Origin of the sequence: Paenibacillus sp. FSL L8-0494, from assembly GCF_038003695.1 — a bacterium.
In the GTDB taxonomy this organism is placed as follows: domain Bacteria; phylum Bacillota; class Bacilli; order Paenibacillales; family Paenibacillaceae; genus Paenibacillus_AQ; species Paenibacillus_AQ odorifer.
Window position 1 is genome coordinate 5,832,791 of the sequence record NZ_JBBOPQ010000001.1, and the last position, 22,786, is coordinate 5,855,576.

The following is a 22,786-nucleotide window of genomic DNA, read 5'->3' on the forward strand; positions in this document are numbered from 1 at the left end:
CTACTAGGGTATCTTGCTCCCGTTCAAGCGCGGCGCTCAGGGGTCCATTCATCAGGAGTGTCCTACCGGTTCGCATCAACCACCGGCTTTCTGAAGGTACATTTCCTGCCTACTTGTCCCCGTCATCACATTCTCATCATAATTTAATGCCTTCATCATAGAACCATAAAGAGAAGTTGTCAAATCACTTAACCACTTCCGTATAAATCTGTTATGATAAGGTTATCCATGTTCTATTCGATTACAGTTACGATAAAGGAGCATATCTCATGAAACAGGTGACCAAAGGGCAGTGGGGCGGTTATGATACTTATATTTTGCACAGCCGCGAACTGGAAGTCACGCTTTTGCCGCGACTAGGAAACAACGTGATTTCATTGTTTGATGTAAAGGAACAACGGGAAATTCTGCGGCGGCCTGATGAAAGCGATCAAGCTTTCTTTATGCAAAAACCTTACCATTTTGGCATCCCGCTCTTAATTCCACCCGGAAGAATTCGTAAAGGAAAATTTCAATTCGAGGGTACAAGTTATCAATTTGACCAGAATACCGCTGGTGACAATCATATCCATGGTCTACACCGGACTCAATCCTGGTGTGTCAGCGATATTGAAGAAGACGAGGACGGTTGTGCAGTCACTACTGAATTCCTTACTGAAGATGATCCACACTGGATGGAGCAATTTCCCATTCCACTCAAATTCGAAATGACATTCAGGCTTCAGGATGCCCGGCTCAGCCAGACTTTAAAGGTTACAAATCTCGGCGATCATCGTATTCCCTTTGGGATCGGTTATCACACCTGGTTTATGATCGATGGAGAACCTGAACGCTGGAATCTCAAATTGCCCGTAAACAGCATTTATGAACTAAACGATGAATTGCTCCCTAGCGGCAATCTAATTCCACTCGGTGATCTAGAGTCTCTAAATTCTGGAATTAACCTACAGGGAACTAATTTTGATACCGCTCTGCGTATTGGTGACAAGCAGCCCGTAGAAGCATTGTTATTACGCGATGATGGTTATGGTCTTCGTTATACGGCCGACGAGAATCTTTTTCGCCACTGGGTCCTGTATACCAAAGGACCAGCCGATCAATTTCTGTGCATCGAACCTTATACCTGGCTCCCGGATGCTCCTAACGTTTCCGACGATCCTTCCTTCACTGGCTTGCTGAAGGTAGAACCAGGTCAAAGCCTTGAGCTGTCCACTATGCTGGAAATGATCTATCCCGAGAATTAAAGCAGATATACATTATATCGGTCTTCCCTTGCGTTTACGTAAGAGAAGGCCGATTTTTTGTGCGAGCTTAGTTATTTAGGCTTTCCTACCCTTACTTTTAATCGACTAATAATTACCATCCTTAAAACCTTTCGATAGCATGCATGAATTAGCCTCTTAGCGCTCATACTATCTTCACAACGGGCGAAGGAGGTGACACACATGGGTCAAGCAGGTCAAGGTCGTAGCAGCCGTTCCAATAACCTTGTAGTTCCTCAAGCAAATGCAGCGTTGCAACAATTGAAATATGAAGCAGCACAAGAGCTTGGAGTAACGATCCCAGCTGACGGTTATTACGGGAACTACACTTCCCGCGAAACTGGTTCTTTGGGAGGTTACATCACTAAACGTCTAGTACAACTGGCAGAACAACAACTGTCCGGTCGTCAGTAACATCGTTATCTTAAGTGTTTTATCCGGCTGAGGTCTTAAAAAGCCCATTGCCGACTAGCTTTCAAACCTCTCACACTTCTTCCAGAAGCTGTGGGAGGTTTTTCTAATTTATACCCTATAATCCGAGCTGCATGCAATCTTTATGTAAAACGTTTAACTTAAAAATTGATCAGCACTCTCGGCGTAAGCATTACGGGGAGATCGAATCATCAGATTCGCCATATTATAATTGGACTCCAGCGTAGCATCTACGATTAGCTTTCCCTGTCTTATAGCGAATTCATAGCTGATCTCACCATGAGTCCAGCGCCGTTTGTATTTCAGACTCTCCAGTGCCATTAGACGAAAAGAAGACTGCTGACTCTCCGTTATTCCTTCCTTTACTTCTGTGAATCCACCACCCCGACCGGCTAGAGGGTGATGACGTATGCCGAATTTGCCAATGGTATTATTTCGTATTTGCACAAATACCGTACCGGAAGATAGTCCCGATAATTCCTCTTGCAGTTCCCTAAATACCAAATCCATCTGTCTTGCTAATGATAGCTGTTCTGTCTTAAGCATATCTTTCCTCCTAAAAGTTTTGTGAGCTTAGCTTCTTCGAGTTCACTTCGTCTTTTATAAATCGAACCCTAAATATTTAGGCTAAGGATCCGTCGCTACTGCGGGGAATGTTTGGACTTCCAGCCGCTGTTGTCTCCAAATTTCTTGAATTCTTACGCGTACAGCGGGTGAAATTCGGAGACAAAGGCGGTCGCTCCCGCTCTTACAGTTCCAAAATTCCCCTCCGCCACTCCTTCCCCTTTTCCCAAATTTCTGGTTCGATTTATATTGTTTGTGAGCTTAGCTACTTCGAGTTTACTTCGTACAAATCGGCTTAGTAAGCGCTTACTTAAGCTTTTTGAGCTAAGCTCATTAGTCTTCCTTGCAAGCCTTATATAAGGCTCAAGGCTCATTATAGACCCCTTAAATACGTCAAACAACATTATTCTACAAAATTGGGTTATTATCCCTAGTAATGCGCAAAATTCATAGATCATTCGTATATTAATTTTTATAAAACGGGAGTTTTCGACAATTAACCATTAAAAAAAGACCCCTTAACCGGGGTCTTTGCGCGTTCACACTGAAATTCCGTTATTTTTAGCGCACTGAAATTTGTCTTATTTTAGACATTTCATGCTAAATGCTCAGTCATCTCCAAGAACTCGTTGATATCAGCCACGATCAAATCTGTAGCCCCTTGCCAGAAATCTGGCTTAGTCAGATCCACACCCAAATGTTTGAGCACCAAATCCTCCAATGTCATCACGCCGGTATCCTGCAACAAGCTATCATATTTGTCTGCAAAGGAAGCTCCCTCTTGTAATGCCAGACGATATAAGCCTGTACTGAACATATAACCAACAGTGTACGGGAAATTATAGAAAGGTACATCTGTGATATAGAAATGCAGCTTCGACGCCCAGAAGTGAGGATGGTATTCAGAAAGCACACCACAGAAAGCTTCTTTCTGTGCTTCCACCATCAGAGCAGACAGTTCCTCAGCATTTACAAGGCCTTCCTTACGTTTTTCATAAAAACGAGTCTCGAACAAGAATCGAGCGTGAATGTTCATAAAGAATGCCACACTGTTCTGTATCTTCGTTTCAAGCAGTGCCAGCTTCTCCTCTGCATTGCCCGCAGCTTTAACCTGAGCATCAGATACAATCACTTCTGCAAAGGTTGAAGCGGTCTCTGCAACGTTCATTGCATAATTCTGATTAAATACAGGTTGATCATCAAGCAAGTAGGAATGATAGGCATGTCCCAGCTCATGGGCCAATGTTGAAACATTGGAAGGTGTGCCGCTGTAGGTCATGAATATCCGTGATTCTTTGCTCTCAGGGAAGGAAGTACAGAATCCACCAGGACGTTTGCCATTACGATCCTCAACCTCGATCCAGTTATTATCAAAGGCACGCTCTGCAAACTCAGCCATCTTAGGACTAAATTTACGGAACTGTGTGACGATATCCTTCGCAGCTTGATCATAAGGGATTTTGCCGGAGGATTTGCCTACAGGAGCTTCGACATCGACCCATGAGAGGGAATCCAACCCCAGCAGCTTGGCTTTGCGCTGAAGGTAGGACACGAGTACAGGTTTGCTCTTCGTAATTACGTGCCACATCGTATTTAAGGTGTCCTGTGTCATACGATTGATGCTGAGCGGATCTTTTAGAACATCGTCCCAGCCTCTGCCCTTATAGAGCTTCAGGCGGAAGCCTGCTAAGTGATTTAAAGTATCTGCGCAATTATCTGCCGCTTCAGTCCAAGCCTCTTCCCATTTATGGAACATCGCTTGACGCACTTTTGGATCTGGATCATCCAGCTTATTAAAAGCTTGACCTGCAGAAAGCAGCTTTGTTCCTTCTTCATCCTCAAATGGGATCTTGATTGAGCTTACAATCGTATCATAGTGTCCGCTCCATCCATGATATCCGTCAACAGCTAATTCCAACGCTAAGCTTTCCAGCTCAGGGCTCATCTTCTCACGGGCCAAATCACGGCTCTCGCTCAGTACGAACGTTAAAGGAGCAATCTCTGGACGAGCCATCCACTCAGCCCATACCTTGTCCGTAGTCTGACGAAGTACATTGCTAAATTGCGAGCTGATCCCTTCGAATCCGGCGCGCATGCTTGTCACTTTGGCTGCCAGTCTTACCGCACCCTTGTCCATCTGATTCTGAGCGCCTAGACAGTCTGCGAAGGAAGTGACCTCCACAAGTCTTCCTGAACAGCTCTGAAGCAATGCTATAACCTCATCCAATGCTTTTGTAGACGCAACATCCGTTGGTGCCACAGCATCCTTCACAAAGCCCTGTAAGGATAAAATATCTTTTTCAAGCTTGCTCAAGAAACCTTCTAGCTCTGCAGACGAAGACCCCCCCGGAAAAATAGTATCCAGTTCCCAAGTCAGTGATAACGGTTGTTTCATTTGTACTCACCATTCCTTTGCTTTCATTTGACTTTCTTTGTAATTGTCTTAACACCATGGTAAAGTGAATAACGATATCTGAACATTTATAGCCGATAAACTTTAGGAGGGCATTCATATGAAGCCACTACAAATTTCACCGGAAACAGCCATTACGTTATCCAAGCAACTAGGCGTTCCTTTGGAACACTTGATGCATATGCCCCAACATATTTTACTACAAAAAATAGCGGAGCTATCCAAAAAACAAAATCCCCCACAAACTGAGGGCGAAAATGAAGAGACTCCTTCTGGGAAGGACTCACAATGATTCCTTTTAGTCATACCTGGCCTTATGACATCATTCTAGGCGATATGTATGTGCAATACTGTCCATTCTGCAACTCAGAGAATGTGCTTCTGCCTATGAAGCCAAAAGAATTACAAATCGTTCGTGACGGCAAGAAAAAACTGCTTGTCTTCCCCTGCTGCAGCGCCAGTCCTACAGTTATAGATAATGACGGCGATTACCTTTTGTTCGATCGAGCTGTCAGATAAGCAAATCCTAACACTTTCTTTCTACAAAGCGCAGAGGAGAATTAAATTCTCTTCTGCGCTTTTTGTTGTTCGCAAATCGTTATGAACTTGAAGACAAGCCTTCGACATCAACCTCAACCTCTACAGCCTCAGCACGCATTTGCTCCCGTAAAATAACCCACTGCTCACGTGCCGCTCGAATCATCGCCGCATCCATAATCTTCTGATCATTAATCAGACGGGAGAACCACATCACAGCCACTGAGTATTCTCCGATGCGCCGATTAAGTTCGCCGATCAGGTACATGAGCCGGGCATCATTGCCGGCAATGCCATCTTTTTCATAGACCTTAACATACTCGTCCAAAGAATAACGTAAAAAACGCTTCTCCTGCTCAGTCTCCCCTTGGTAGCGATAGAGCCAAGCAATGTGATGCAGCAGACTTGCAATAATCCGATCTTTATCGTTAATACTCTGAGCACATAAAAGCGCCAGCTTATAGGTCTCGAGCGCAGTTTCCCAGTCTCTTTTCTCCCCAAAGTCTCGGCTCTTCCAGCGTTTCCCTACCTGCTCATTAAATGCCTTACGCTGACGTTCCGTCAGCTTGTCAGCCGAATTTTCTGTGGAGGCAAACCCGCAATTGGGGCAGACCCGTACAACATAATAATCCGGATTCTCATTTTTATAATATGCGCAGAAATCAGCATCACGCCGAATAGCCTTTTTTAGGCTAGGACGTACCCGCGAGGTTGAAAATTCATTTTCACAGTTGCAACACTTGACCTTTATAGAATATAGGGGTATTAACTCTGTCAAGTACTCTCATTCCTTTCAGGATCAACCTGTCCCTTGTTATTCCTGGGGCATGTTAACAAAATGATGTGCAGGACCTGCAAGGCGGCTAAGCACGAATGAACGCAGTGGTTCTTCGACTCCAGTCTCCACCAGTGCCTCTTTCATACATTGTAGCCACTCATCAGCACGTTCTGGAGTAATAGGAATATGCATATGCCTTGCTCTCATCATGGGATGTCCATGTAATTCCGAATAAAGCGGACCCCCGCCAAAAAACTGTGTCAGGAATTGATATTGCTTCTCCAGAACTGGAGTAATATCTTCAGGGAACAAGGGTCCCAGCTGCGGATGAAGCTGTACCTTGGCATAGAACACTTCCACCAACCGATGTAGTGCTTCAGCCCCCCCTAGATTGTCATATATACTCTCATTTGGATTCATTGAGGTTACCAGCCTTCTTCCATATTAATGAAACGTTACGTATTTTATTATACCAAAGATAAGCATAACACGGATATCCGTCGAAAGTGCTCTCTAAAGTACAGAAAAAAGACGCTAAACTATAGTTCAGCGCCTGAAGAGTAAGGTTAGTAGGTCCTAAATTCCTCATCACCAGGAGGGACGAGAGAGACCCGGATTACATATACAAAAGCACAAACGAGAACTCCGGCTATAACGCTCATCGCCATCACTCCATCCCATTTAATCGTGTAACAGAGGGTGCATTTATTTATTACATAATATCATAATTCCTGCGAAAAAGCACAGATAATTGTAACCGCTTTCTCCATTTTTTTGTGCTGTTTGTCCCTCTTTTTGCATACATCTAACCATAGACCAGGAGGCGTTAATTATGACTTTTAAAAAGATTGGCGGCCCGCTGCTGGGATTCATATTGGCTGGTTGTATGCTGCTGATGTTACTTCATCCTGAAGCATCTCTTGCCGCAGCCTTACGTGGCCTGGCCATCTGGTGGGATGTGCTCTTCCCTTCACTGTTTCCATTCTTCGTCATTTCTGAAATCATGCTAGGCTTAGGCATTGTCCATCTCTTCGGCGCTTTACTTGATCCACTGATGCGCCCCCTCTTCGGTATACCTGGCAGCGGTGGTTTTGTCGCGGCCATGGGATATGTATCAGGATATCCCGTTGGAGCCAAATTAACCGCTAAGCTGCGGGAGCAGAAGCTGATCAGCAGAATCGAAGGTGAACGCCTTGTAGCATTTACAACCTCCTCCGATCCTATTTTTCTACTAGGGGCGGTATCCGTTGGGTTCTTTCGCGATGCTTCTTTGGGGCTAATATTGGCACTAGCCCACTACGGAAGTGGCTTAATGGTTGGTCTCCTAATGTCATTTCATGGACGTAAGGAACAAAAGACTCCCACCCAAGACCCAACAAAAAGTAGTTCTGACGCCCCCTCTGCTCCAGCAAAACAAGGATTCGGCAGAATACATGCCGCACTCCTTGCGATGTCCGAAGCCCGGCGCAAGGATGGACGGAGCTTCGGGGAGCTGTTAAAAGGAGCGATCCAATCCTCGCTACAGCTTATTATTGTCGTAGGGGGTCTGGTTGTATTCTTCAACGTGCTAATGGAGCTGCTTGCCCGTGCCGGAATCCTGCCCTCACTATTTAGCCTGGCCGGATCTCTCGTCTCCCTTGTTGGAGGGCCTCCCGAATTAGCTCAGGCCTTGATCAGCGGATTGTTCGAGGTCACCATAGGTGCTCGTTCTGCTGGTGAAGCCGCTTCTTCCATCCCGCTTCAATTCAAGGTCGCAGCAGCTGCCTTTATTCTCTCTTGGGGCGGATTATCTGTACATGCCCAAGTCGCCAGTATTTTGAACGGTACCGGGCTGCGTTATCTGCCGTTCTTAACTGCACGACTAATACATGCCATACTCGCAGCAGGTCTCGTGGTGGTGCTATGGAAGCCTGTGATGGGATCAGGATTGTCTTCTGCCTGGGTCTCTCTGCCTGCCTCCACTGCCTTTACACCATCAGCCTCAGGTGTCACTGCCAGTCTAGCTCTACTGAGTCTTATACTAGCCGCTGCTCTTCTAGTGTCACTGCTTATCCCTGCCTTTATGGCAATGCTCCGATTGATGCGCCGAAGTTGATTACATATTGTGTTCCGGGGCAAGATTGATTATGATCGGTGTATGACGGAATTATATAAAGGAGCTTGTACATCTTGAGATATTATGTTCTGGACCGCGGTGATGAGCTGTCAATCAAACTTGCCGAGCAATTTCACAAGCTGGCGGCGGAGCGGGATTTGCAACTGGATGCCGAGTCTCCGGAAATCGTCATCTCGATAGGTGGAGACGGCACAATGCTGCACGCTTTTCATACCTTTATCGACCAGATTCCCAACTTAGCCTTTGTAGGTGTGCACACAGGACACCTCGGCTTCTATGCGGACTGGCAAGCAGAAGAGCTGCCCACCTTAATCGATTATATGTGCGGAACCGGTGAATCTGAGCCGCAGAAACCGCGTATTGTGAAATATCCATTAATAGAGCTGGAGATTCACAAAAAATCGGGATCTTCGTCTCACATTGCCCTCAACGAATTTACCCTTAAAGGGGTGGATGGAACTATAATGATCCAAATCGACATCAACGATGTCACCTTCGAAATGTTCCGGGGCGATGGACTTTGTATTTCAACTCCCTCTGGCAGTACAGCTTATAACAAAAGCCTAGGGGGCGCTATGGTTCACCCTTCAATAGAAGCGCTGCAGATTGCCGAAATCGCGTCTATTAACAACCGTGTATTCCGGACAATGGGCTCGCCGCTACTACTGCCAAAGCATCATCATTGTGACATTTTTTCATGTAAAGACCAGCGTTTGCTGCTCACCGTAGATCATAACAACATTCCTGTTGATGACCTGATTTCAGTACGCTGTCAAGTTTCAGACAAAAAAGTCAGCTTCGCAAGATATCGTCCGTTTCCGTTCTGGAACCGTGTCCGTGAAGCTTTCTTAGTCTGAGATCAGGGGATCAAAAAGCTGGAGATTTCAATATCTCCGGCTCTTTTTGGTGTGACAAAACTAACACCAATTGATAGACATAGAGAGAAATCAAATGGTATAATGAGGCTATTTTACAAAGAGTTACATAAAAGGAGAGAGTACTGTTGAAAAAATTATTATCCCTCTTGAGCATAAGTCTTCTGGCCCTGATACTGGCGGTCCCGGCTTTTGCTGCTTCAAAACCGATTGATGTTTATATCAACGGCAGTAAGGTTTCCTTTACCGCAGGAACCCCTTACTTAGCGAACAATTCTGTACTTGTCCCTTTCCGGGTCATCTTCGAAAAGCTTGGACTGCAGGTGCTTTGGGATGCCAAGACTGGAACAGTAACAGGTAAAAGTTCAAATCTGGCGATCAGCCTGAAAATTGGCAGCAACCGTGCAACCGTTAACGGAACCGTGAAAAAACTGACCACCGCACCAGTCTCCTCAGCTGGCACTACATACATTCCTTTACGTTTTATCGCAGAGGCAACCGGAGGCACAGCCGTCTGGAATTCAACCAGCAGAAGCGTCCAAATTACCACCCCAGTATCCAAAGATAAGGACGAAGCAGCGATTACAGCATTAATCCGTTTGTCTAATAAGTATTTCAATGAAGAAAAAGCGATTAGCTTCTATTCCCTTATGGATTCAGAATCCTCTAATGCGGAGTCAGTGGCGGATCTCAATGCATCCTTTGAGATTTTTGATATAAAAAATACTATTGAAAGTTTGGAAATCATTGATATTACAGGCGATGACGCTACTGTTTATACATTGGAAAGCTCTCGCCGGACAGGTGGGGCTTATACGCCAGATACAGAGGACGAATACATGTATACACTTGTCCGCAAGAATGGAAGCTGGAAAATATCATCTGTGGAATCCCAAAGCTCCGTGATACTGCTGACTCGTGAACAAGCTCTAAAAACAGCAGCTAACATTCCTCAAAATGATGCGGATGCCATCAAAGGTAATATCACCAAATATTATCAAGCTATGAATGAACAAAATCCGGCGGCTGTTCTTTCCACCATGACTTCATACGGAGAAGAATATGATACCTCCCTTAAGGAAGATCTGGAAGATTTCTTTACTTCATACGACGTCACTTATACTCCAAGCGTTTCAAATATCTACTATTTTAGCGCCAAAGAAGCAGCTATTTATGTGGAAAACAAAGAGAAAGATGCCAGTGAAGAGGAAACTTTTGAGCAAGGCACTATCTTCATTTTATCCAAGTCGGATAGCGGGGTATGGACTACTGATAACACCTATAGCGTTTACTATAAACTTGTGAAATCCTAAAACCATACGTCACAGAAAGTTAATTCGTGCAGTGTATACTTTCTTATCTTATAAATTATATAAAAAGGGCGTATGATTCCATGAAATCCAATAAAGTAATAAGTGCACTTCTAGGCAGCTGTCTGGCTTTATCCCTAACTTTTGCTCCAGTAGTTTCTGCTGCCGATGCCGCTCAGGCATCTACAGATAACCGTGATCTTATCAATGAAGTCATGAATATTCTGGAGAACTATAACCTCTCCGGTGTAGATAAGGATACTTTGATTCGTGGAGCCATTGACGGCATGGTGAACACCCTGGATGATCCTTATAGCCAATACTTCAATACCGAGGAAGCGGCACAATTTGAACATGATGTTGATCTGGAATACGTTGGTATTGGTGTTAGATTGCAATATACCGCAACAGAACTCTACATCGAAGACATAACACCCGGTTCGCCTGCAGAACAAGCAGGTCTGAAACGCGGTGATACGATAGTCAAAATTAACGGAATCCCCGTTGAAGAGACCGAAGGAGACGAGTTAAGCGGAGCCGCAGGCACCAAGGTCACTCTGCAGGTGCTCCGGAATGGAGTGACTAAATCATTTCGTGTAACCCGAAATGAAATCAGCTCGACTTCTGTTACCGGAACTATTGTTGGACAGAAGATAGCCTACATCACACTGAGTGGTTTCACACAGAATTCCGATGAAGAATTTGCCGCTATGCTGAAAAAGATGCGTGCAGCAGGTATGAAATCGATGGTGCTTGATTTGCGTGACAACTTAGGCGGCTATATGGATTCGGCATACAACATTGTCTCCAATTTCATGGATAAAGGCATCATGATGTATACCTCCGATCAAACCGGAGCACTTACTCCAGTAACGATTACCAGTGGCAGCAAAATAGGCGTACCCGTCGTTATTCTAACGAATGAGTACACTGCCAGCGCTTCTGAGGCGCTTACTGGCGCATTACGCGACAATAAGCTCGCTACCGTCGTAGGCACTCGTTCTTTCGGCAAAGCACGTATTCAGAGCCTGCTTCCAATGTCCAATGGAGACATGCTGAAGCTGACTACGCAGAAATACCTAACTCCAAATAAAGAAGACTTTAATCACATCGGGCTTGCACCGGATATTGAGGTTAAAGGCAAAACTGCGCAGCTGATTACCGCTCTACAGATTGCAGGAATGAAAAGCATTGAGGTTTCCGGTGATCATCATATCTTGAATGTCAACGGGGTTGCCTTTGCTGGTAATGTGGGTCTAATAAAGCAAGGAGATAAGACTTATGCTTCTTCGCTCGTACTAGGTGCACTGATCGAAGGCGACATCACATGGGATGCCAAGAACAAAAAAGTCATCGTAACGAACGGGACAGGTAAAGCGACCGGCTTTACGTTGTCCTCCAAAGAGGCGCTTTCTCAGAACGGCGAGACCTTCATTGAATTAAATGCCTTTAAGAAGAAGTTCCCTGCTCTTGTATGGAGTTACAATGCAACACAGAAACAATTGAAATTATCTGTAAAATAGATCCTTAATCTAGCTAATCATTAAGCTGCTGAATCAAGCACCCATGAGTAAAAACAGGAGTTGTCACATAAGCCATGAAATGGCCGTTGGGACAACTCCTGTTTTTTGTTTAGTTTGATAATATTTGCACCTACGAAACATCTGTAGCACCTATCGGACATGGATGACCCTAAACGCAGTATTAATCCATATTTGTGGTGCTATCGGACTCCATAGTCGCTATTGGTATAAAAAACACCATAATTACTCCTCTTTCTAAAGAATAGCATCATTGGAGTCCGAAACCCTGCTCAAAAGGCTGAAAATTCGCAAATAACGGCATCTGGGTCCTTAAGCCTCAGGGGTTGATGACACTGCTAGGTCAAGCTGCCAACGACTAATAGCATAGAGCAGCAGAGCAACACAGAGTAGCAGAAACACTGAGCAGCATAGTAACAGAGCAACACTGAGCAACACCACAACACTGAGCAGCGATCTCCAAGTACCGGGAGAAACGCTGCTCTGCTATTTTTTATAAGAAAAAAAGCTGGCTCATTCGTAGAAGGACTCTACTTATGGTTCAGCTTTCATCATTAAGGTTGCGAATTTTCTATGTTTTGATTGTTTTGATTGTTTTGATTGTTTTGATTGTTTTGATTATTCTGGTTGTTTTGAGCGTTTTGAGGTTTTGGTGTGTTTTGGGGCTTCTGAGACTGACCTTGTGGCGGTCTGCCTTGGAAATCCTTTTTGGATTTCTTGCCCTGTGAATCCTTGCCCCGGTGATTTCGGCTCTGATGTTCTCTCACAGGTCTATCCTTCGCCATATTGTCCTTAGAAGAAGTCATCTCTTTAAATGCCAATGAGTGATTCGAGCCTTGCTTAGAGGATGTTTCTTTAGCAGAAAACTCTTTATCTGCAGCCGCTTCATCACTAGCTTCCGATTCTTGATCCAAGGCCTCTTCATCACTCGGCTCTGGTATTTCTTTGATCAAAATATCCTTGAACATGCCTTCTTGTGGTACCTCTTTCAATTTATGCAGCACAAAATAAGCGCACCCAAAATTGCAGTATTCATTAATATAATCAACCATACCCGAAATCGCTGTATCCCGATTCACCTTAGGATGGTTGTCCCGGTAAAAACCTTTCAAACGTAACTGACTGTAACCCCAGTCACCGATAATATAGTCGTATCTTTCCAGCACCTCGCTATATCTCCCGCGAAATGCCTCCGGATTCCAACCATCCTTATGATCCAACATAAGTTCATAGCCTTTTCCGCCTATTACGATCAAACCTTTTGCCGCCTGCCTTTCTTTGGGAATCATGACGTTGATTATACCGCCATCTATGTGGAATATTGGGCTTTCGGTCGCTGTTCTCGAACCGCTCCTACAGCTCCAATATTCCCCTCCAATGACGCAAATCAACGATTTTTATGGGTAACCTAAGAGCAGAGATTTCAGAACGCTGTCGCTCTTCCTCCTCTTACTAACATTCTCCGTGAATTAAACCACAGAAAAGCAATAATTAGCTAGAAGAAACCGCACGCTCCTCGCGAGCTTGAGCTGCAGACTTCACCTGCTCATGCGCATGATAAGAGCTGCGAACTAGCGGGCCTGATTCCACATGGCTGAAGCCACGCTTCATTCCCTCTTCCTTCAACAGTGCAAATTCCTCCGGTGGATAATATTTCTCGACATTTAAATGTTTTGGAGTGGGTTGCAAATATTGTCCTAAAGTCAATATATCACAATTTACGGCTCGCAAATCATCCATTGCTTGTAAAATCTCATTCCACTCTTCACCGACACCAAGCATGATGCTCGATTTGGTTGGAATATTCGGTTTCATTTCCTTGGCTCTGCGCAGCAATTCCAAGGAACGAGGGTACTTCGCTTTAGCCCGTACACGATCTGACATCCGTTCCACGGTCTCAATATTATGATTAAGAATGTCTGGATTACTGTTCATGACAATCTCAAGACTATTCCGGTCTCCTAAAAAGTCTGGAATAAGCACTTCAACACTACATAACGGAAGGCGTTTACGAATCGCCGCGACCGTCTCAGCAAAAATCTGAGCGCCACCATCCGCTAGATCATCGCGGGCCACACTAGTCACCACACAGTGACGAAGATTCATTTTCTCTGCAGCTTCAGCTACACGTTCAGGCTCCTGCAGGTCCAGTTCTGTAGGCATCCCTGTATTTACTGCACAAAAACGGCATGCGCGTGTACAAATATCACCTAAAATCATGAAGGTAGCCGTACGGTTTGCCCAGCATTCATAAATATTCGGACACCTAGCTTCTTCACATACGGTATGTAAAGTTTTGGAACGCATCATGCTTTTGATTTCCTGATAGTTGTCACCGGTAGTTAGCTTAATCTTAATCCAATCCGGTTTAGGTTGCTTTGCTGTTTTATTAGACAAAATGATAAACCCCGCTTCCTCCTGAATGTGATGCTGCAGATGAAAGTTGCTGCCTCATATTATAACATGTGCGATTTACAATTGCCTGTTTTTGTGAAATATGCAGGGTGTATCATCTGGAGTTTCCAGCGAGATTTTTCTGGTACCTTTAGACAAGAACGGATAAAAAGTAGTATTTTGCACCAATCTATAAAAAAGCTTCATCCGAAGTGACTACATTCAATTTAATGCCCGGACAAAAGGAGGCTGTTATCTTGCTGGCCCTATTTAAAAATATTAAAAACCGGAGAACCCTGTTATGCCTGTCCGTGGCCGCTATCCTTTGGGGTGGTTTAAACCTTCCCGTTGCAGCAGCTGTAGCGCGGCCTACTATCCAACCGGTGATGAGCAGCGGGGATCCCGCTAGTGCTAGCAAAGAAGCGCAATGGTCTGGCCGTAGACAGATTTATGAGCAAATGAGCGCAGCTACTGGTATCCCTTGGTTTAGGTTCGCAGCCATTGATCAATATGAACGCACGCTCGCCAAAAAGGGAGCCTCAGGGCAGCCTGTCTCCACGCGCCTTACAGCCATAAAAATCCCGGCACCGGTATGGGCTGGTCCACTTAACCCGGATCAAGGGGATACTTCCCCGAAATCCATTAGCTTCTTTGATGGTTTTGGCAGTGATGGCTCAGGAGACGGCATTGCTGATCCAGAGAATGATGCGGACGTTCTGTATAGTATGGCTAGACACTTATTGAAGTATGGACAATCCGCTAGTGATTTCAGTATCGGGGTCTGGGAGTATTATCACAATGGCCGCGCCTCGCAGCGCATTACCCAGTTCGCGAAGTTATATGAACATTTTGGACGGCTGGACCTATCCGGCAATGCCTTCCCGCTTCCCCTAAGTAACCTTTATTCTTATCGTAGCACTTGGGGTACTGGAAGAAGCTGGGGCGGAGCACGTATCCATGAAGGAACAGATTTATTTGCACCTCAAGGAGTGCCAGTACGAAGCACCTGCTTTGGCTTAGTAGAGACAAAAGGCTGGAACCGGTACGGTGGCTGGAGAATTGGCATTCGCGATATCGAGAACCGTTACCATTATTACGCTCATCTATCTGGATATAACAAAACCATTTCTCGCGGAGATATAGTCACCCCCGGTGAGATTATTGGCTGGGTAGGCAGCTCGGGTTACGGCAATCCCGGAACACAAGGAAAATTTCCTCCACATCTACATTTTGGCATTTACCGCGATCGCGGAATTACCGAATGGGCTTTTGATCCGTTTCCGTTGCTGAAACAATGGGAGAAACAGGAATATAGAGACTTAAAGAACAAAAGAAGCAAAAAAAGTGCTGTAAATTAGAATAAGGTCCCTTTCCTTAGAGAGGGGCCTTTTCTTTTTTAATACAACATCAAACAGCCAAAAGGTTCAATGCTGACCGTAAGCTTATTATTATTTTTAAAAGTTGCTCCAGACAATAAATCAGTTAATTCGTTCTTATCAGCTCGATATGGGCTAAGCTCTAGTTGGTACGGGTTTGGAGAATTATTGATAATCAGCCCTATCTTCTCGTGCTCCACACCTCGTATGTAGCCAAGCACATTACGAACTTCATCAGTAAACCAAGGACGAAATGAACCTTTGCGCAGAACTTCATGGCTTTTTCTCAGAGAAATCAATTGTTGATACCACTTATGCAGCACTGCATTCTGAGCTTGTTCTTGCCATATCATAGCTTTTCTACAGTGGGGGTCTGTCGCCCCTTCCATCCCAACCTCATCCCCGTAATAGATCATTGGAATACCGATATAGGTCATCTGGAAAAAAACAGCCAGCATCATACGTTCAACAGCGGTACTCACGTGGTCCCAACCACGCCCACCTTCTTTACATGCCGTAAGAAACCGCAGGGTATCATGGCTGCCAAGCAACTGAAACATTGCCGAATTCGCCTGGTCATTATACAATGCCTCCTGATGGAGCAATTGCTCCATAAAGCGAACTGGCCCCGTAGATTGTTCCGCAAAAAATTCCAACACTGCATCACGAAGCACATAATTCATTCCTCCATCGAACTGATCCCCTCTAAGCCATGGCCCAGAAGCATGCATAATCTCACCGATCAGCAGGATTTCAGGATATTCAGATTTGAGCTCTTGCCGAAACCGGGACCAAAAACGCGGATTAACTTCATTGGCCACATCCAGACGCCAGCCGTCAATCCCTGTCTCGCGCACCCAATACTTCGCAACCTCAATCATGTAATTCGCCGTATCCGGATTGTCCATGTTCAGCTTTGGCATATGCGCTTCAGCTTTGGCAAACGTTTCATAATTGGGTACGGGCGTCTGCGTAACCGGAAAGGAATGAATGAAGAACCAATCTTTATACGGAGATAGCTCTCCTTTTGCCAACACATCTTTAAACGCGAAAAAGCGGTCTCCCGAATGATTAAACACAGCGTCTAAAATCACTTTGATTCCATGCCTGTGTGCCTGGCTGACCAGCACCTTCAATCCTTCCATATCCCCAAATACTGGATCAACCTTATAGTAATCGGAGGTATTATATTTATGCTCTGAAGGAGACTCAAATACAGGCGTCATATAAACAACGTTTACTCCTAACTGTTGCAAGTAGGGCATTTTGTCAGAAATGCCTTGTAAGGTCCCTTCGTTATAACTGCTAGGATAGATTTGATAGGTTACTGCATCCATGCTCCATGAAGGTAACTTCAACGCCTCAGAATGATGGAGATATGCATATTGAAAAGAACCCGCACGTTCGCGGCTCTCCGACGCCCCTCTCTCTCCATACCAGACATATTCACCCGCAGGATTAGTTACATGGAATAGATATCTGCATTTTTTCGTAGGGTTCTCAATGACCGCTTCATGTATCTCATAAACACCTGCCGACCCAATCCGCTCCATCTGCAAAGGAACTTCATGCCCCGGAGAATCATAACGGTCTGAGTAGATGACGGTACAGGATAATTGCTGTCCAGCTTGCGTGAACAGTCTGAGCTTCAAGATGCCCGTACCCACAGGATAGGCAAACGGATCTTCACTTGTATGATATAAAAACCATGTATGAGGCATAACTTCCAAACTCCTTTTTTATGCTTTTATCTTTAAATCTATGAGACTCTTTGTGATTAGAGAGACTGCTAAATTTGTGTTATTATGGTTACAAATACCGTTCCGGATTATGAGGGGAAGACAATGAAAGTAACCATATCTGATATTGCCAAAGCAGCCAATGTGGCTAAATCTACTGTATCCAAAGTATTAAACGATTCCCCAAAAATATCACAGAAAACGAAACACAAGGTTCGCGAAATTATGAAGCAGATGAACTATACACCAAGCAGTATCGCTACTGGATTAGCCAGACAAAGCAGCTGTAATATTGGTCTCCTGGTCGATATGTCCAAGGAAAGTGAATTTCTAAACCAGTTTTTCTACAACATCATCGGTGGAATAGAAAGTGTAATTGCGCCTTTAAAATACGAGCTGACTATTTCCAATGTGCAGCACAGTAGTCCGGAAGGACATTTTCTAAATAGACTTGTATTCAGCAAACGTGTCGACGGAATCATAGCGAATAACTCCGTACTTACGGAAGAGCTTTGCGAAGAACTGAACCGCTTGGAGTTTCCCTACATCTCCATCGGCGAAATTATGACTCCCGGAAGCTGGGTCGATTTCGATAATGAAGCAGGCGGCGGCATGCTGACCTCACATTTAATAAAGCAGGGGTATTCCAAAATAGCCTTCATAGGCGGGCAGCAGCAGGAAAAGATTTATACCCATCGTCTGAGTGGATATTTGCAAGCATTGCAGCAAGCAGATCTTGCGGATCAGCAGCAATGGATTATCAATTGTAAGGCTGATGAACATGAGAGCTATCATGCTGCACTTGAGCTTCTACAGAGCGAAGATCGACCAGACTCCGTAGTATGCATGAACAGCTATGTTGCCTTCGGGGTGCTTCAAGTTGCAAAATCACTGGATATTCATGTTCCATCACAGCTCGGCATCGCAGCTTTTGATGAGTATCCTCTGTCCCGTTATACTACGCCTCCTCTAACCTCTCTGAATATCGACACGTTCCAGCTGGGGGTATCTTCAGGCGAGCTGCTGATGCAACGCATTCGTAATAACAACATGCCTACCGGGCATTTGCTTCTCGAGCCAGAACTCATTCCCCGTGAGTCAACCATGAGATCCCAGTTCCCGGCGGGAACTTAGTGAGGAGGCAGAAGCTTGGTTGCGCTGAGTGAGTGCTGATTTAGCTTGATCGAATTTGAGTAGCTAAAATGGCTACATCGGATTTAATTGCATTTTGTGCAATAGAAATCCTTATAAGATGGGTAACATTCGATTTAATTGCACTTTGTGCAGTCAAAACTCGTGAAATCGGCAAAAAACAGCCTTTTTCCTGAATTCTACTGTACAAAATACAGTTAAATCTTTCTACCAGCTTCAAACAGAAAGTCTAATTGTACTTTCTGCAATTAAAAAGCTTCATACTGCTTACCAAGGAGCGGCCCCATACGGGAGCCGCTCCTTGTTGTGTTTAAAAACTGTAGATATTATGAAGCTTATAGATCCTTCCAGCGCTGAACCGTCAGATTTACGGTTTGTGCACCGCCTGTTGGCGTAAGGGTTCGATTGGAAAGATCCGATCCATTCGAATTCACCTCCACATTAGTCCAAGCGCCTCGTGTAACTTTGTATTGAATTGCTGTTCCCGCCGGTAGACTTAGTGTGATGGAGTAAATACCATCACTGCCCTTCGTCAGTTGGTAGTTCGGATCTGCCACATTCCAGCTATTGAAAGAGCCGGAGAGATAAACGGGACCACTCACAGGAGTAGACGCAGGAACAGTTACTCGGAATGTAACACTATCCGCTTGTGGTTCTCCTGCGGTGATGTTGCCATTCACCATACTCCAGGTGCCCGCAGCAAAATGATAGTTATTGCCGCCATTGTTATCCCATGTGCCACTGCCATTATTAAAGGCTGCGGTCAGCCCAGCTGCCGTGCCCAGCTGAATCGTAACCGCCTTATATCCTGTAAAAGCAGAAGCTTGGAGCTGCTCGCCTGGAGACGTCGTCCAGACCGTTGAACCATCGAGCTTATAATGGATATAAGAGCTGCTATAAGCCGCATTCTTATAATAGATCGTTGCCGTGCTGCCGACAGGTGTTGCCGTTGGCGTTGGTGTAGGCGTTACGGTCGGTGTCGGAGTTGGCGTTGGCGTTACGGTCGGTGTCGGCGTTACCGTTGGCGTCGGTGTTGGCGTTGGTGTTGCTGTTGGTGTTACGGTTGGCGTCGGTGTCGGCGTTACCGTCGGTGTAGGCGTTACAGTTGGTGATGGTGTCGGCGTTACCGTTGGTGTCGGCGTCACTGGTCCACCCGATTGAATATTGCCAGTTGGTGTATAAGTCCAGGTGCCGGCACTAAATAAATAGTTGCTGCCCCCGTTACTGTCCCAAGTACCGCTGCCATTGTTAAAGCAAGCTTCAAGCTGGCTGGCTGAGCCGATATTAATCGTTATTTTGTTGTAGCCTGCTACATCAGAGACAGGTATCGCCACACCTGGTGATGTCGTCCAAGTTCCTCCTACAGGGCGATAATGAATATAAGGCGAGGTATAGCCCTGCTTATAGTAAATAGTGACACTGTTCCCCGCTGGTGTTGTCACTGAAGCAATCGCGCTAAGGAGGGATAGATTGCCTGCTGCATCCATTGCTTTTACCGTATAGTCATACGTAGTACTGGCGGATAATCCGTTATCCGTATATGAAGTAGTTGCGGATGTACCCACTTTGACGCCGTTGCGATAAATTTCATATCCGGTCACACCTACATTGTCGGTGGAAGCGCTCCAGCTTACTAAAGCACTGGATGCATTTTGAACAGTTGCGGTCACGTTAGTTGGTACAGTTGGAGCCACTGTATCTGTAGGAAGCTGTTGTTTTGCATAGATTTTGGCTGCATTTGCACCCACGGTTACAGTGATCTGCTTGCCAGTTGCTCCACCCGATTGTACAGTTACCGTATCCGAAGTGTTCAACTGGTTATAAAGAACCGTCCCGACTGCCAAGCTGCTCTCTGCACGCAGTGGAATGGTAACGGTCTGCGAGCCGCTGGATTTATTACTGAATACGGAGATAACTTCCTGCCCCAGATTAGTTCCAGTGTCGATACGACGTGAAAAAGCATATAAGTTCTGTGCAGACCACATTTCACGTTGAGTGCCTGTACGGAGTGCCGGATTATTTTTCCGAATCTCATTAAGTTTGGCTACGTGCTTGTAGGTGCTGGCATTCTCATTAAAATAATTCTCTAATACATTGCCGTTTGCATCCCGTTTCACCATTGACCAGCGGTTCCAGGTATCGGCGATGCCTCCCGTCATAATCTGTCCATTACCATTGCCTTTGTTCTGTTCCGTACCTTGGAAGACTACGGGTGTTCCACGCACTGTAAAAATAAAAGTCAAAGCGTTCTGCAGCTTATCTACGCTTCCTCCAGCTTCTGTGAGAAAACGATTGCGGTCATGATTGTCGATAAAGGTGACCATGTGATTGGCATTTCCGTTGTAGTAGGAATCCTGTGCCAAGGTGCTTTTAATATTGGAGTCAAAAGACTGCCCATATGCGAAGCTATTTAGAACGGAGAAGAACATTGGGAAATCAAGCATGCCCCACTCCTTGTTGTTGCCGACCCAGCGCGAGACAAATTCAGCATTGCCGTCAAAATTCTCGCCAAAGGTATTAACCCCCAGATAATTTTGCAGTTCACCAATATCAGTCGGCTTCATCAGCTTGGCTGCGTCTACACGCGCACCATCTGCTCCTGTATAGTCAAACCAGCCTTTAATCGAATCAAATACGGCTTTTTTAGCAGCAGGGACATCGAAGTCAATGTCATCCAGTCCGCCTAGATCATGATTTTCTAAGTAATCCTGTGCCCATTGATCGTATCTTCCGTCTGCCAAAGACCAGTTGATATCTCCATTATGGTGATACCAAGCCGGGTTATTGAAAGGAGCTGCTGGCTGCAGACTAGGGATATCATAGTAGGCTTGGGTACCCAGCATATAATCCCCGATATGGTTAGGCACAACGTCTATAACCACCTTGATGCCAACCGCATGTGCGGAATCCACTAACTCCTTCAGCTTCTCCTTTGTACCAAAGTAGGGATTGGCTGCGTTAGGGTCCTTAACGTTGTACCCGTGATACGCCGTGTTTTTACCGCTGCCATTGTTCTCCCGATTCGTCATTTGCGGCTCCGCCACTGGGGAAATCCAGATCGCGGTGTACCCCATATTTTTAATATAAGACAGCTTGTCGATCACCCCTTGCCAATCTCCGCCTTTCATATAACGGAAATCTTCTTCAGAGTTCTCGCCATAGCGAATTGCCGCTCCCGTAGCATTGTTAGAAGAGTCCCCGTCATTAAACCGGTCAACCATAATTTGATAAATGGTATCATTCTCGTTAATCGTACCGATGCTGGCCGCATCTGCCTGCTGTGGCGCTAAGACGAATAAATTAATCACAGTAGAAAGAAGAATAGATGTAATCAGAACGGGCACGTACCATAACTTACGTTTCATCGCGCGCATCTCCCTCTCTTATTAAAGCGTATTCATAACACACTAAAACCTACTTCTTGGATTAAAAACGACCTTTCAGCGATGTTTTTGGCATAGAAACAAACGAATTTTAGGGAAACCGGTTTCCCTACTAAAAATTACCATGACACCAGACGCGTTGTCAAGCCTTAAAATTGAAATACACAATAAAAAAAGAGCTCCTATTTCGGAAGCTCTTGGGGTTGAATATTTAGTGTTTGAGTTCAACGTCCTGTACTCTGAATAAACTGCAAGACTTCATTCATAATTCGGTCCTTCTCTTCACAATGGCACACCATATGACCACTGTTGTCGACCATCAGCACCTGTTTTTGGGTCGCCTTGATCATATGATGACGTAGGTAATCGGCGCTTCTAGTCTTCACTAGATGATCCCGTTTCCCTTGCACGATCAGGGTTGGAGTCTCAATATGCGGATAAACAGAAAAGCTTTCACGAACCAGTCGCTGGAACTCTCGAGTTGCTTTTGGAGGCGTTGAACTGAATTTACTAATATAAGTTTTTAGCATGGAAAAGCTCGCAAGGGTCTTAATAATTTCTACAGGATTCAGCGGAAACACAGGGGTAGACAACAAAGTGAGAGATTTAATCCAAGGTTTATAGCGCACTGAAAGATGTGAAGCAATAAGAGCACCGGTTGAAAAACCGATCAGATGAACTCCGTCATTTGTCTTTAACAGCTCTGTTAATTCATCCTCAGCACTTTGCTGCCAATCATGTCGATCCGAATGCAGTAAATCATTCCTGCTGCCCCCGTGCCCCTTTAGGGTAAATGTTCTGGAACGATAATTATGCTGCTCCATAAACTGGGACAAGGGAGAGATTTCATGCTCACCTCCGGTAAAGCCATGAATAAATAAACAACTTTCCATAATTGTCCCTCTTTTCACATT

At 45.1% G+C, this 22,786-nt stretch carries 19 protein-coding genes and 1 other annotated feature (1 of these 20 only partly in view); of the genes, 10 read left to right on the forward strand and 9 right to left on the reverse strand.

Annotation, left to right across the window (positions count from 1 at the left end):
- Positions 1-135, reverse strand: a binding site (T-box leader) (it extends 105 nt beyond the left edge of the window).
- 134 nt (positions 136-269) lie between these two features.
- The gene (locus NYE35_RS26350; protein ID WP_076105307.1) at positions 270-1,244 is read left to right on the forward strand and encodes an aldose 1-epimerase; all 975 of its coding nucleotides are present in this window, start codon (positions 270-272) and stop codon (positions 1,242-1,244) included.
- Between the two features lie 201 nt (positions 1,245-1,445).
- Positions 1,446-1,676 (forward strand): alpha/beta-type small acid-soluble spore protein, encoded by a 231-nt coding sequence (locus tag NYE35_RS26355; RefSeq protein WP_036685295.1) that lies wholly within the window; start codon positions 1,446-1,448, stop codon positions 1,674-1,676.
- A gap of 153 nt (positions 1,677-1,829) precedes the next feature.
- Here NYE35_RS26355 and NYE35_RS26360 read toward each other — a convergent pair whose 3' ends face one another.
- Positions 1,830-2,240: a hypothetical protein gene (locus NYE35_RS26360; RefSeq protein WP_036685297.1), complete on the reverse strand. Its 411-nt coding sequence runs from the start codon at positions 2,238-2,240 to the stop codon at positions 1,830-1,832.
- Between the two features lie 613 nt (positions 2,241-2,853).
- Positions 2,854-4,653 carry a M3 family oligoendopeptidase gene (locus tag NYE35_RS26365; RefSeq protein WP_076105308.1) on the reverse strand — a complete coding sequence of 600 codons (1,800 nt, stop codon included), beginning with the start codon at positions 4,651-4,653 and terminating at the stop codon, positions 2,854-2,856.
- A 118-nt stretch (positions 4,654-4,771) separates the two neighbouring features.
- Here NYE35_RS26365 and NYE35_RS26370 point away from each other — a divergent pair, with 118 nt between their 5' ends.
- Together NYE35_RS26370 and NYE35_RS26375 are read left to right on the forward strand one after the other, a co-directional pair.
- Complete coding sequence (locus tag NYE35_RS26370) at positions 4,772-4,963, forward strand: YycC family protein (protein ID WP_076105309.1); 192 nt, start codon at positions 4,772-4,774, stop codon at positions 4,961-4,963.
- A complete protein-coding gene (locus NYE35_RS26375) occupies positions 4,960-5,190 on the forward strand; it encodes a hypothetical protein (RefSeq protein ID WP_036685307.1) in 231 nt (76 codons plus the stop codon). The genes NYE35_RS26370 and NYE35_RS26375 overlap by 4 nt, the downstream gene beginning before the upstream one ends.
- A gap of 79 nt (positions 5,191-5,269) precedes the next feature.
- On the opposite strand, the gene NYE35_RS26380 is transcribed toward NYE35_RS26375, so the two are convergent.
- Together NYE35_RS26380 and NYE35_RS26385 are read right to left on the reverse strand one after the other, a co-directional pair.
- A complete protein-coding gene (locus NYE35_RS26380) occupies positions 5,270-5,986 on the reverse strand; it encodes a DUF2225 domain-containing protein (RefSeq protein ID WP_038573205.1) in 717 nt (238 codons plus the stop codon).
- Between the two features lie 36 nt (positions 5,987-6,022).
- On the reverse strand, positions 6,023-6,406 hold the full coding sequence (locus tag NYE35_RS26385; protein WP_038573207.1) for a globin domain-containing protein: 384 nt from the start codon (positions 6,404-6,406) through the stop codon (positions 6,023-6,025).
- A 412-nt stretch (positions 6,407-6,818) separates the two neighbouring features.
- On the opposite strand from NYE35_RS26385, the gene ylbJ reads away from it, so the two are divergent.
- The 4 genes from ylbJ to NYE35_RS26405 all read left to right on the forward strand — a co-directional run bounded on the left by ylbJ (position 6,819) and on the right by NYE35_RS26405 (position 11,810).
- On the forward strand, positions 6,819-8,081 hold the full coding sequence (gene ylbJ, locus NYE35_RS26390; RefSeq protein ID WP_076105310.1) for a sporulation integral membrane protein YlbJ: 1,263 nt from the start codon (positions 6,819-6,821) through the stop codon (positions 8,079-8,081).
- Between the two features lie 74 nt (positions 8,082-8,155).
- Positions 8,156-8,959, forward strand: coding sequence for an NAD kinase (locus tag NYE35_RS26395; RefSeq protein WP_076105311.1), 804 nt, complete (start codon positions 8,156-8,158; stop codon positions 8,957-8,959).
- Positions 8,960-9,105: 146 nt separating this feature from the next.
- Positions 9,106-10,290 carry a copper amine oxidase N-terminal domain-containing protein gene (locus NYE35_RS26400; protein WP_036685319.1) on the forward strand — a complete coding sequence of 395 codons (1,185 nt, stop codon included), beginning with the start codon at positions 9,106-9,108 and terminating at the stop codon, positions 10,288-10,290.
- A gap of 80 nt (positions 10,291-10,370) precedes the next feature.
- Positions 10,371-11,810, forward strand: coding sequence for a S41 family peptidase (locus NYE35_RS26405; protein ID WP_051491374.1), 1,440 nt, complete (start codon positions 10,371-10,373; stop codon positions 11,808-11,810).
- Positions 11,811-12,382: 572 nt separating this feature from the next.
- Here NYE35_RS26405 and NYE35_RS26410 read toward each other — a convergent pair.
- Together NYE35_RS26410 and lipA are read right to left on the reverse strand one after the other, a co-directional pair.
- Positions 12,383-13,084 carry a YutD family protein gene (locus tag NYE35_RS26410; protein WP_081386623.1) on the reverse strand — a complete coding sequence of 234 codons (702 nt, stop codon included), beginning with the start codon at positions 13,082-13,084 and terminating at the stop codon, positions 12,383-12,385.
- Positions 13,085-13,319: 235 nt separating this feature from the next.
- Entirely contained in the window at positions 13,320-14,225 is a 906-nt protein-coding gene (lipA, locus tag NYE35_RS26415) for a lipoyl synthase (RefSeq protein WP_036685320.1), read from the reverse strand.
- 254 nt (positions 14,226-14,479) lie between these two features.
- On the opposite strand from lipA, the gene NYE35_RS26420 reads away from it, so the two are divergent.
- Complete coding sequence (locus NYE35_RS26420; RefSeq protein WP_341122251.1) at positions 14,480-15,580, forward strand: M23 family metallopeptidase; 1,101 nt, start codon at positions 14,480-14,482, stop codon at positions 15,578-15,580.
- 38 nt (positions 15,581-15,618) lie between these two features.
- Here the strand turns inward: NYE35_RS26420 and NYE35_RS26425 are convergent, their stop codons facing one another.
- Positions 15,619-17,319 (reverse strand): alpha-glycosidase, encoded by a 1,701-nt coding sequence (locus NYE35_RS26425; protein ID WP_076272742.1) that lies wholly within the window; start codon positions 17,317-17,319, stop codon positions 15,619-15,621.
- Between the two features lie 123 nt (positions 17,320-17,442).
- Between NYE35_RS26425 and NYE35_RS26430 the strand changes: the two genes are divergently transcribed.
- On the forward strand, positions 17,443-18,471 hold the full coding sequence (locus tag NYE35_RS26430) for a LacI family DNA-binding transcriptional regulator (RefSeq protein WP_076272741.1): 1,029 nt from the start codon (positions 17,443-17,445) through the stop codon (positions 18,469-18,471).
- A gap of 353 nt (positions 18,472-18,824) precedes the next feature.
- On the opposite strand, the gene NYE35_RS26435 is transcribed toward NYE35_RS26430, so the two are convergent.
- On the reverse strand, positions 18,825-21,854 hold the full coding sequence (locus tag NYE35_RS26435; protein ID WP_341122253.1) for a carbohydrate binding domain-containing protein: 3,030 nt from the start codon (positions 21,852-21,854) through the stop codon (positions 18,825-18,827).
- 242 nt (positions 21,855-22,096) lie between these two features.
- On the reverse strand, positions 22,097-22,765 hold the full coding sequence (locus NYE35_RS26440; RefSeq protein WP_038573215.1) for an alpha/beta hydrolase: 669 nt from the start codon (positions 22,763-22,765) through the stop codon (positions 22,097-22,099).
- Between the last annotated feature and the right edge of the window lie 21 nt (positions 22,766-22,786).

Bases quoted from the DNA above. Each gene is read 5' to 3' on its own strand.
- NYE35_RS26350 (WP_076105307.1), top strand. From the start codon at position 270: ATGAAACAGGTGACCAAAGGGCAGTGGGGCGGTTATGATACTTATATT.
- NYE35_RS26355 (WP_036685295.1), top strand. From the start codon at position 1,446: ATGGGTCAAGCAGGTCAAGGTCGTAGCAGCCGTTCCAATAACCTTGTA.
- NYE35_RS26360 (WP_036685297.1), bottom strand. From the start codon at position 2,240: ATGCTTAAGACAGAACAGCTATCATTAGCAAGACAGATGGATTTGGTA.
- NYE35_RS26365 (WP_076105308.1), bottom strand. From the start codon at position 4,653: ATGAAACAACCGTTATCACTGACTTGGGAACTGGATACTATTTTTCCG.
- NYE35_RS26370 (WP_076105309.1), top strand. From the start codon at position 4,772: ATGAAGCCACTACAAATTTCACCGGAAACAGCCATTACGTTATCCAAG.
- NYE35_RS26375 (WP_036685307.1), top strand. From the start codon at position 4,960: ATGATTCCTTTTAGTCATACCTGGCCTTATGACATCATTCTAGGCGAT.
- NYE35_RS26385 (WP_038573207.1), bottom strand. From the start codon at position 6,406: ATGAATCCAAATGAGAGTATATATGACAATCTAGGGGGGGCTGAAGCA.
- ylbJ (WP_076105310.1), top strand. From the start codon at position 6,819: ATGACTTTTAAAAAGATTGGCGGCCCGCTGCTGGGATTCATATTGGCT.
- NYE35_RS26405 (WP_051491374.1), top strand. From the start codon at position 10,371: ATGAAATCCAATAAAGTAATAAGTGCACTTCTAGGCAGCTGTCTGGCT.
- NYE35_RS26425 (WP_076272742.1), bottom strand. From the start codon at position 17,319: ATGCCTCATACATGGTTTTTATATCATACAAGTGAAGATCCGTTTGCC.
- NYE35_RS26430 (WP_076272741.1), top strand. From the start codon at position 17,443: ATGAAAGTAACCATATCTGATATTGCCAAAGCAGCCAATGTGGCTAAA.
- NYE35_RS26435 (WP_341122253.1), bottom strand. From the start codon at position 21,854: ATGAAACGTAAGTTATGGTACGTGCCCGTTCTGATTACATCTATTCTT.
- NYE35_RS26440 (WP_038573215.1), bottom strand. From the start codon at position 22,765: ATGGAAAGTTGTTTATTTATTCATGGCTTTACCGGAGGTGAGCATGAA.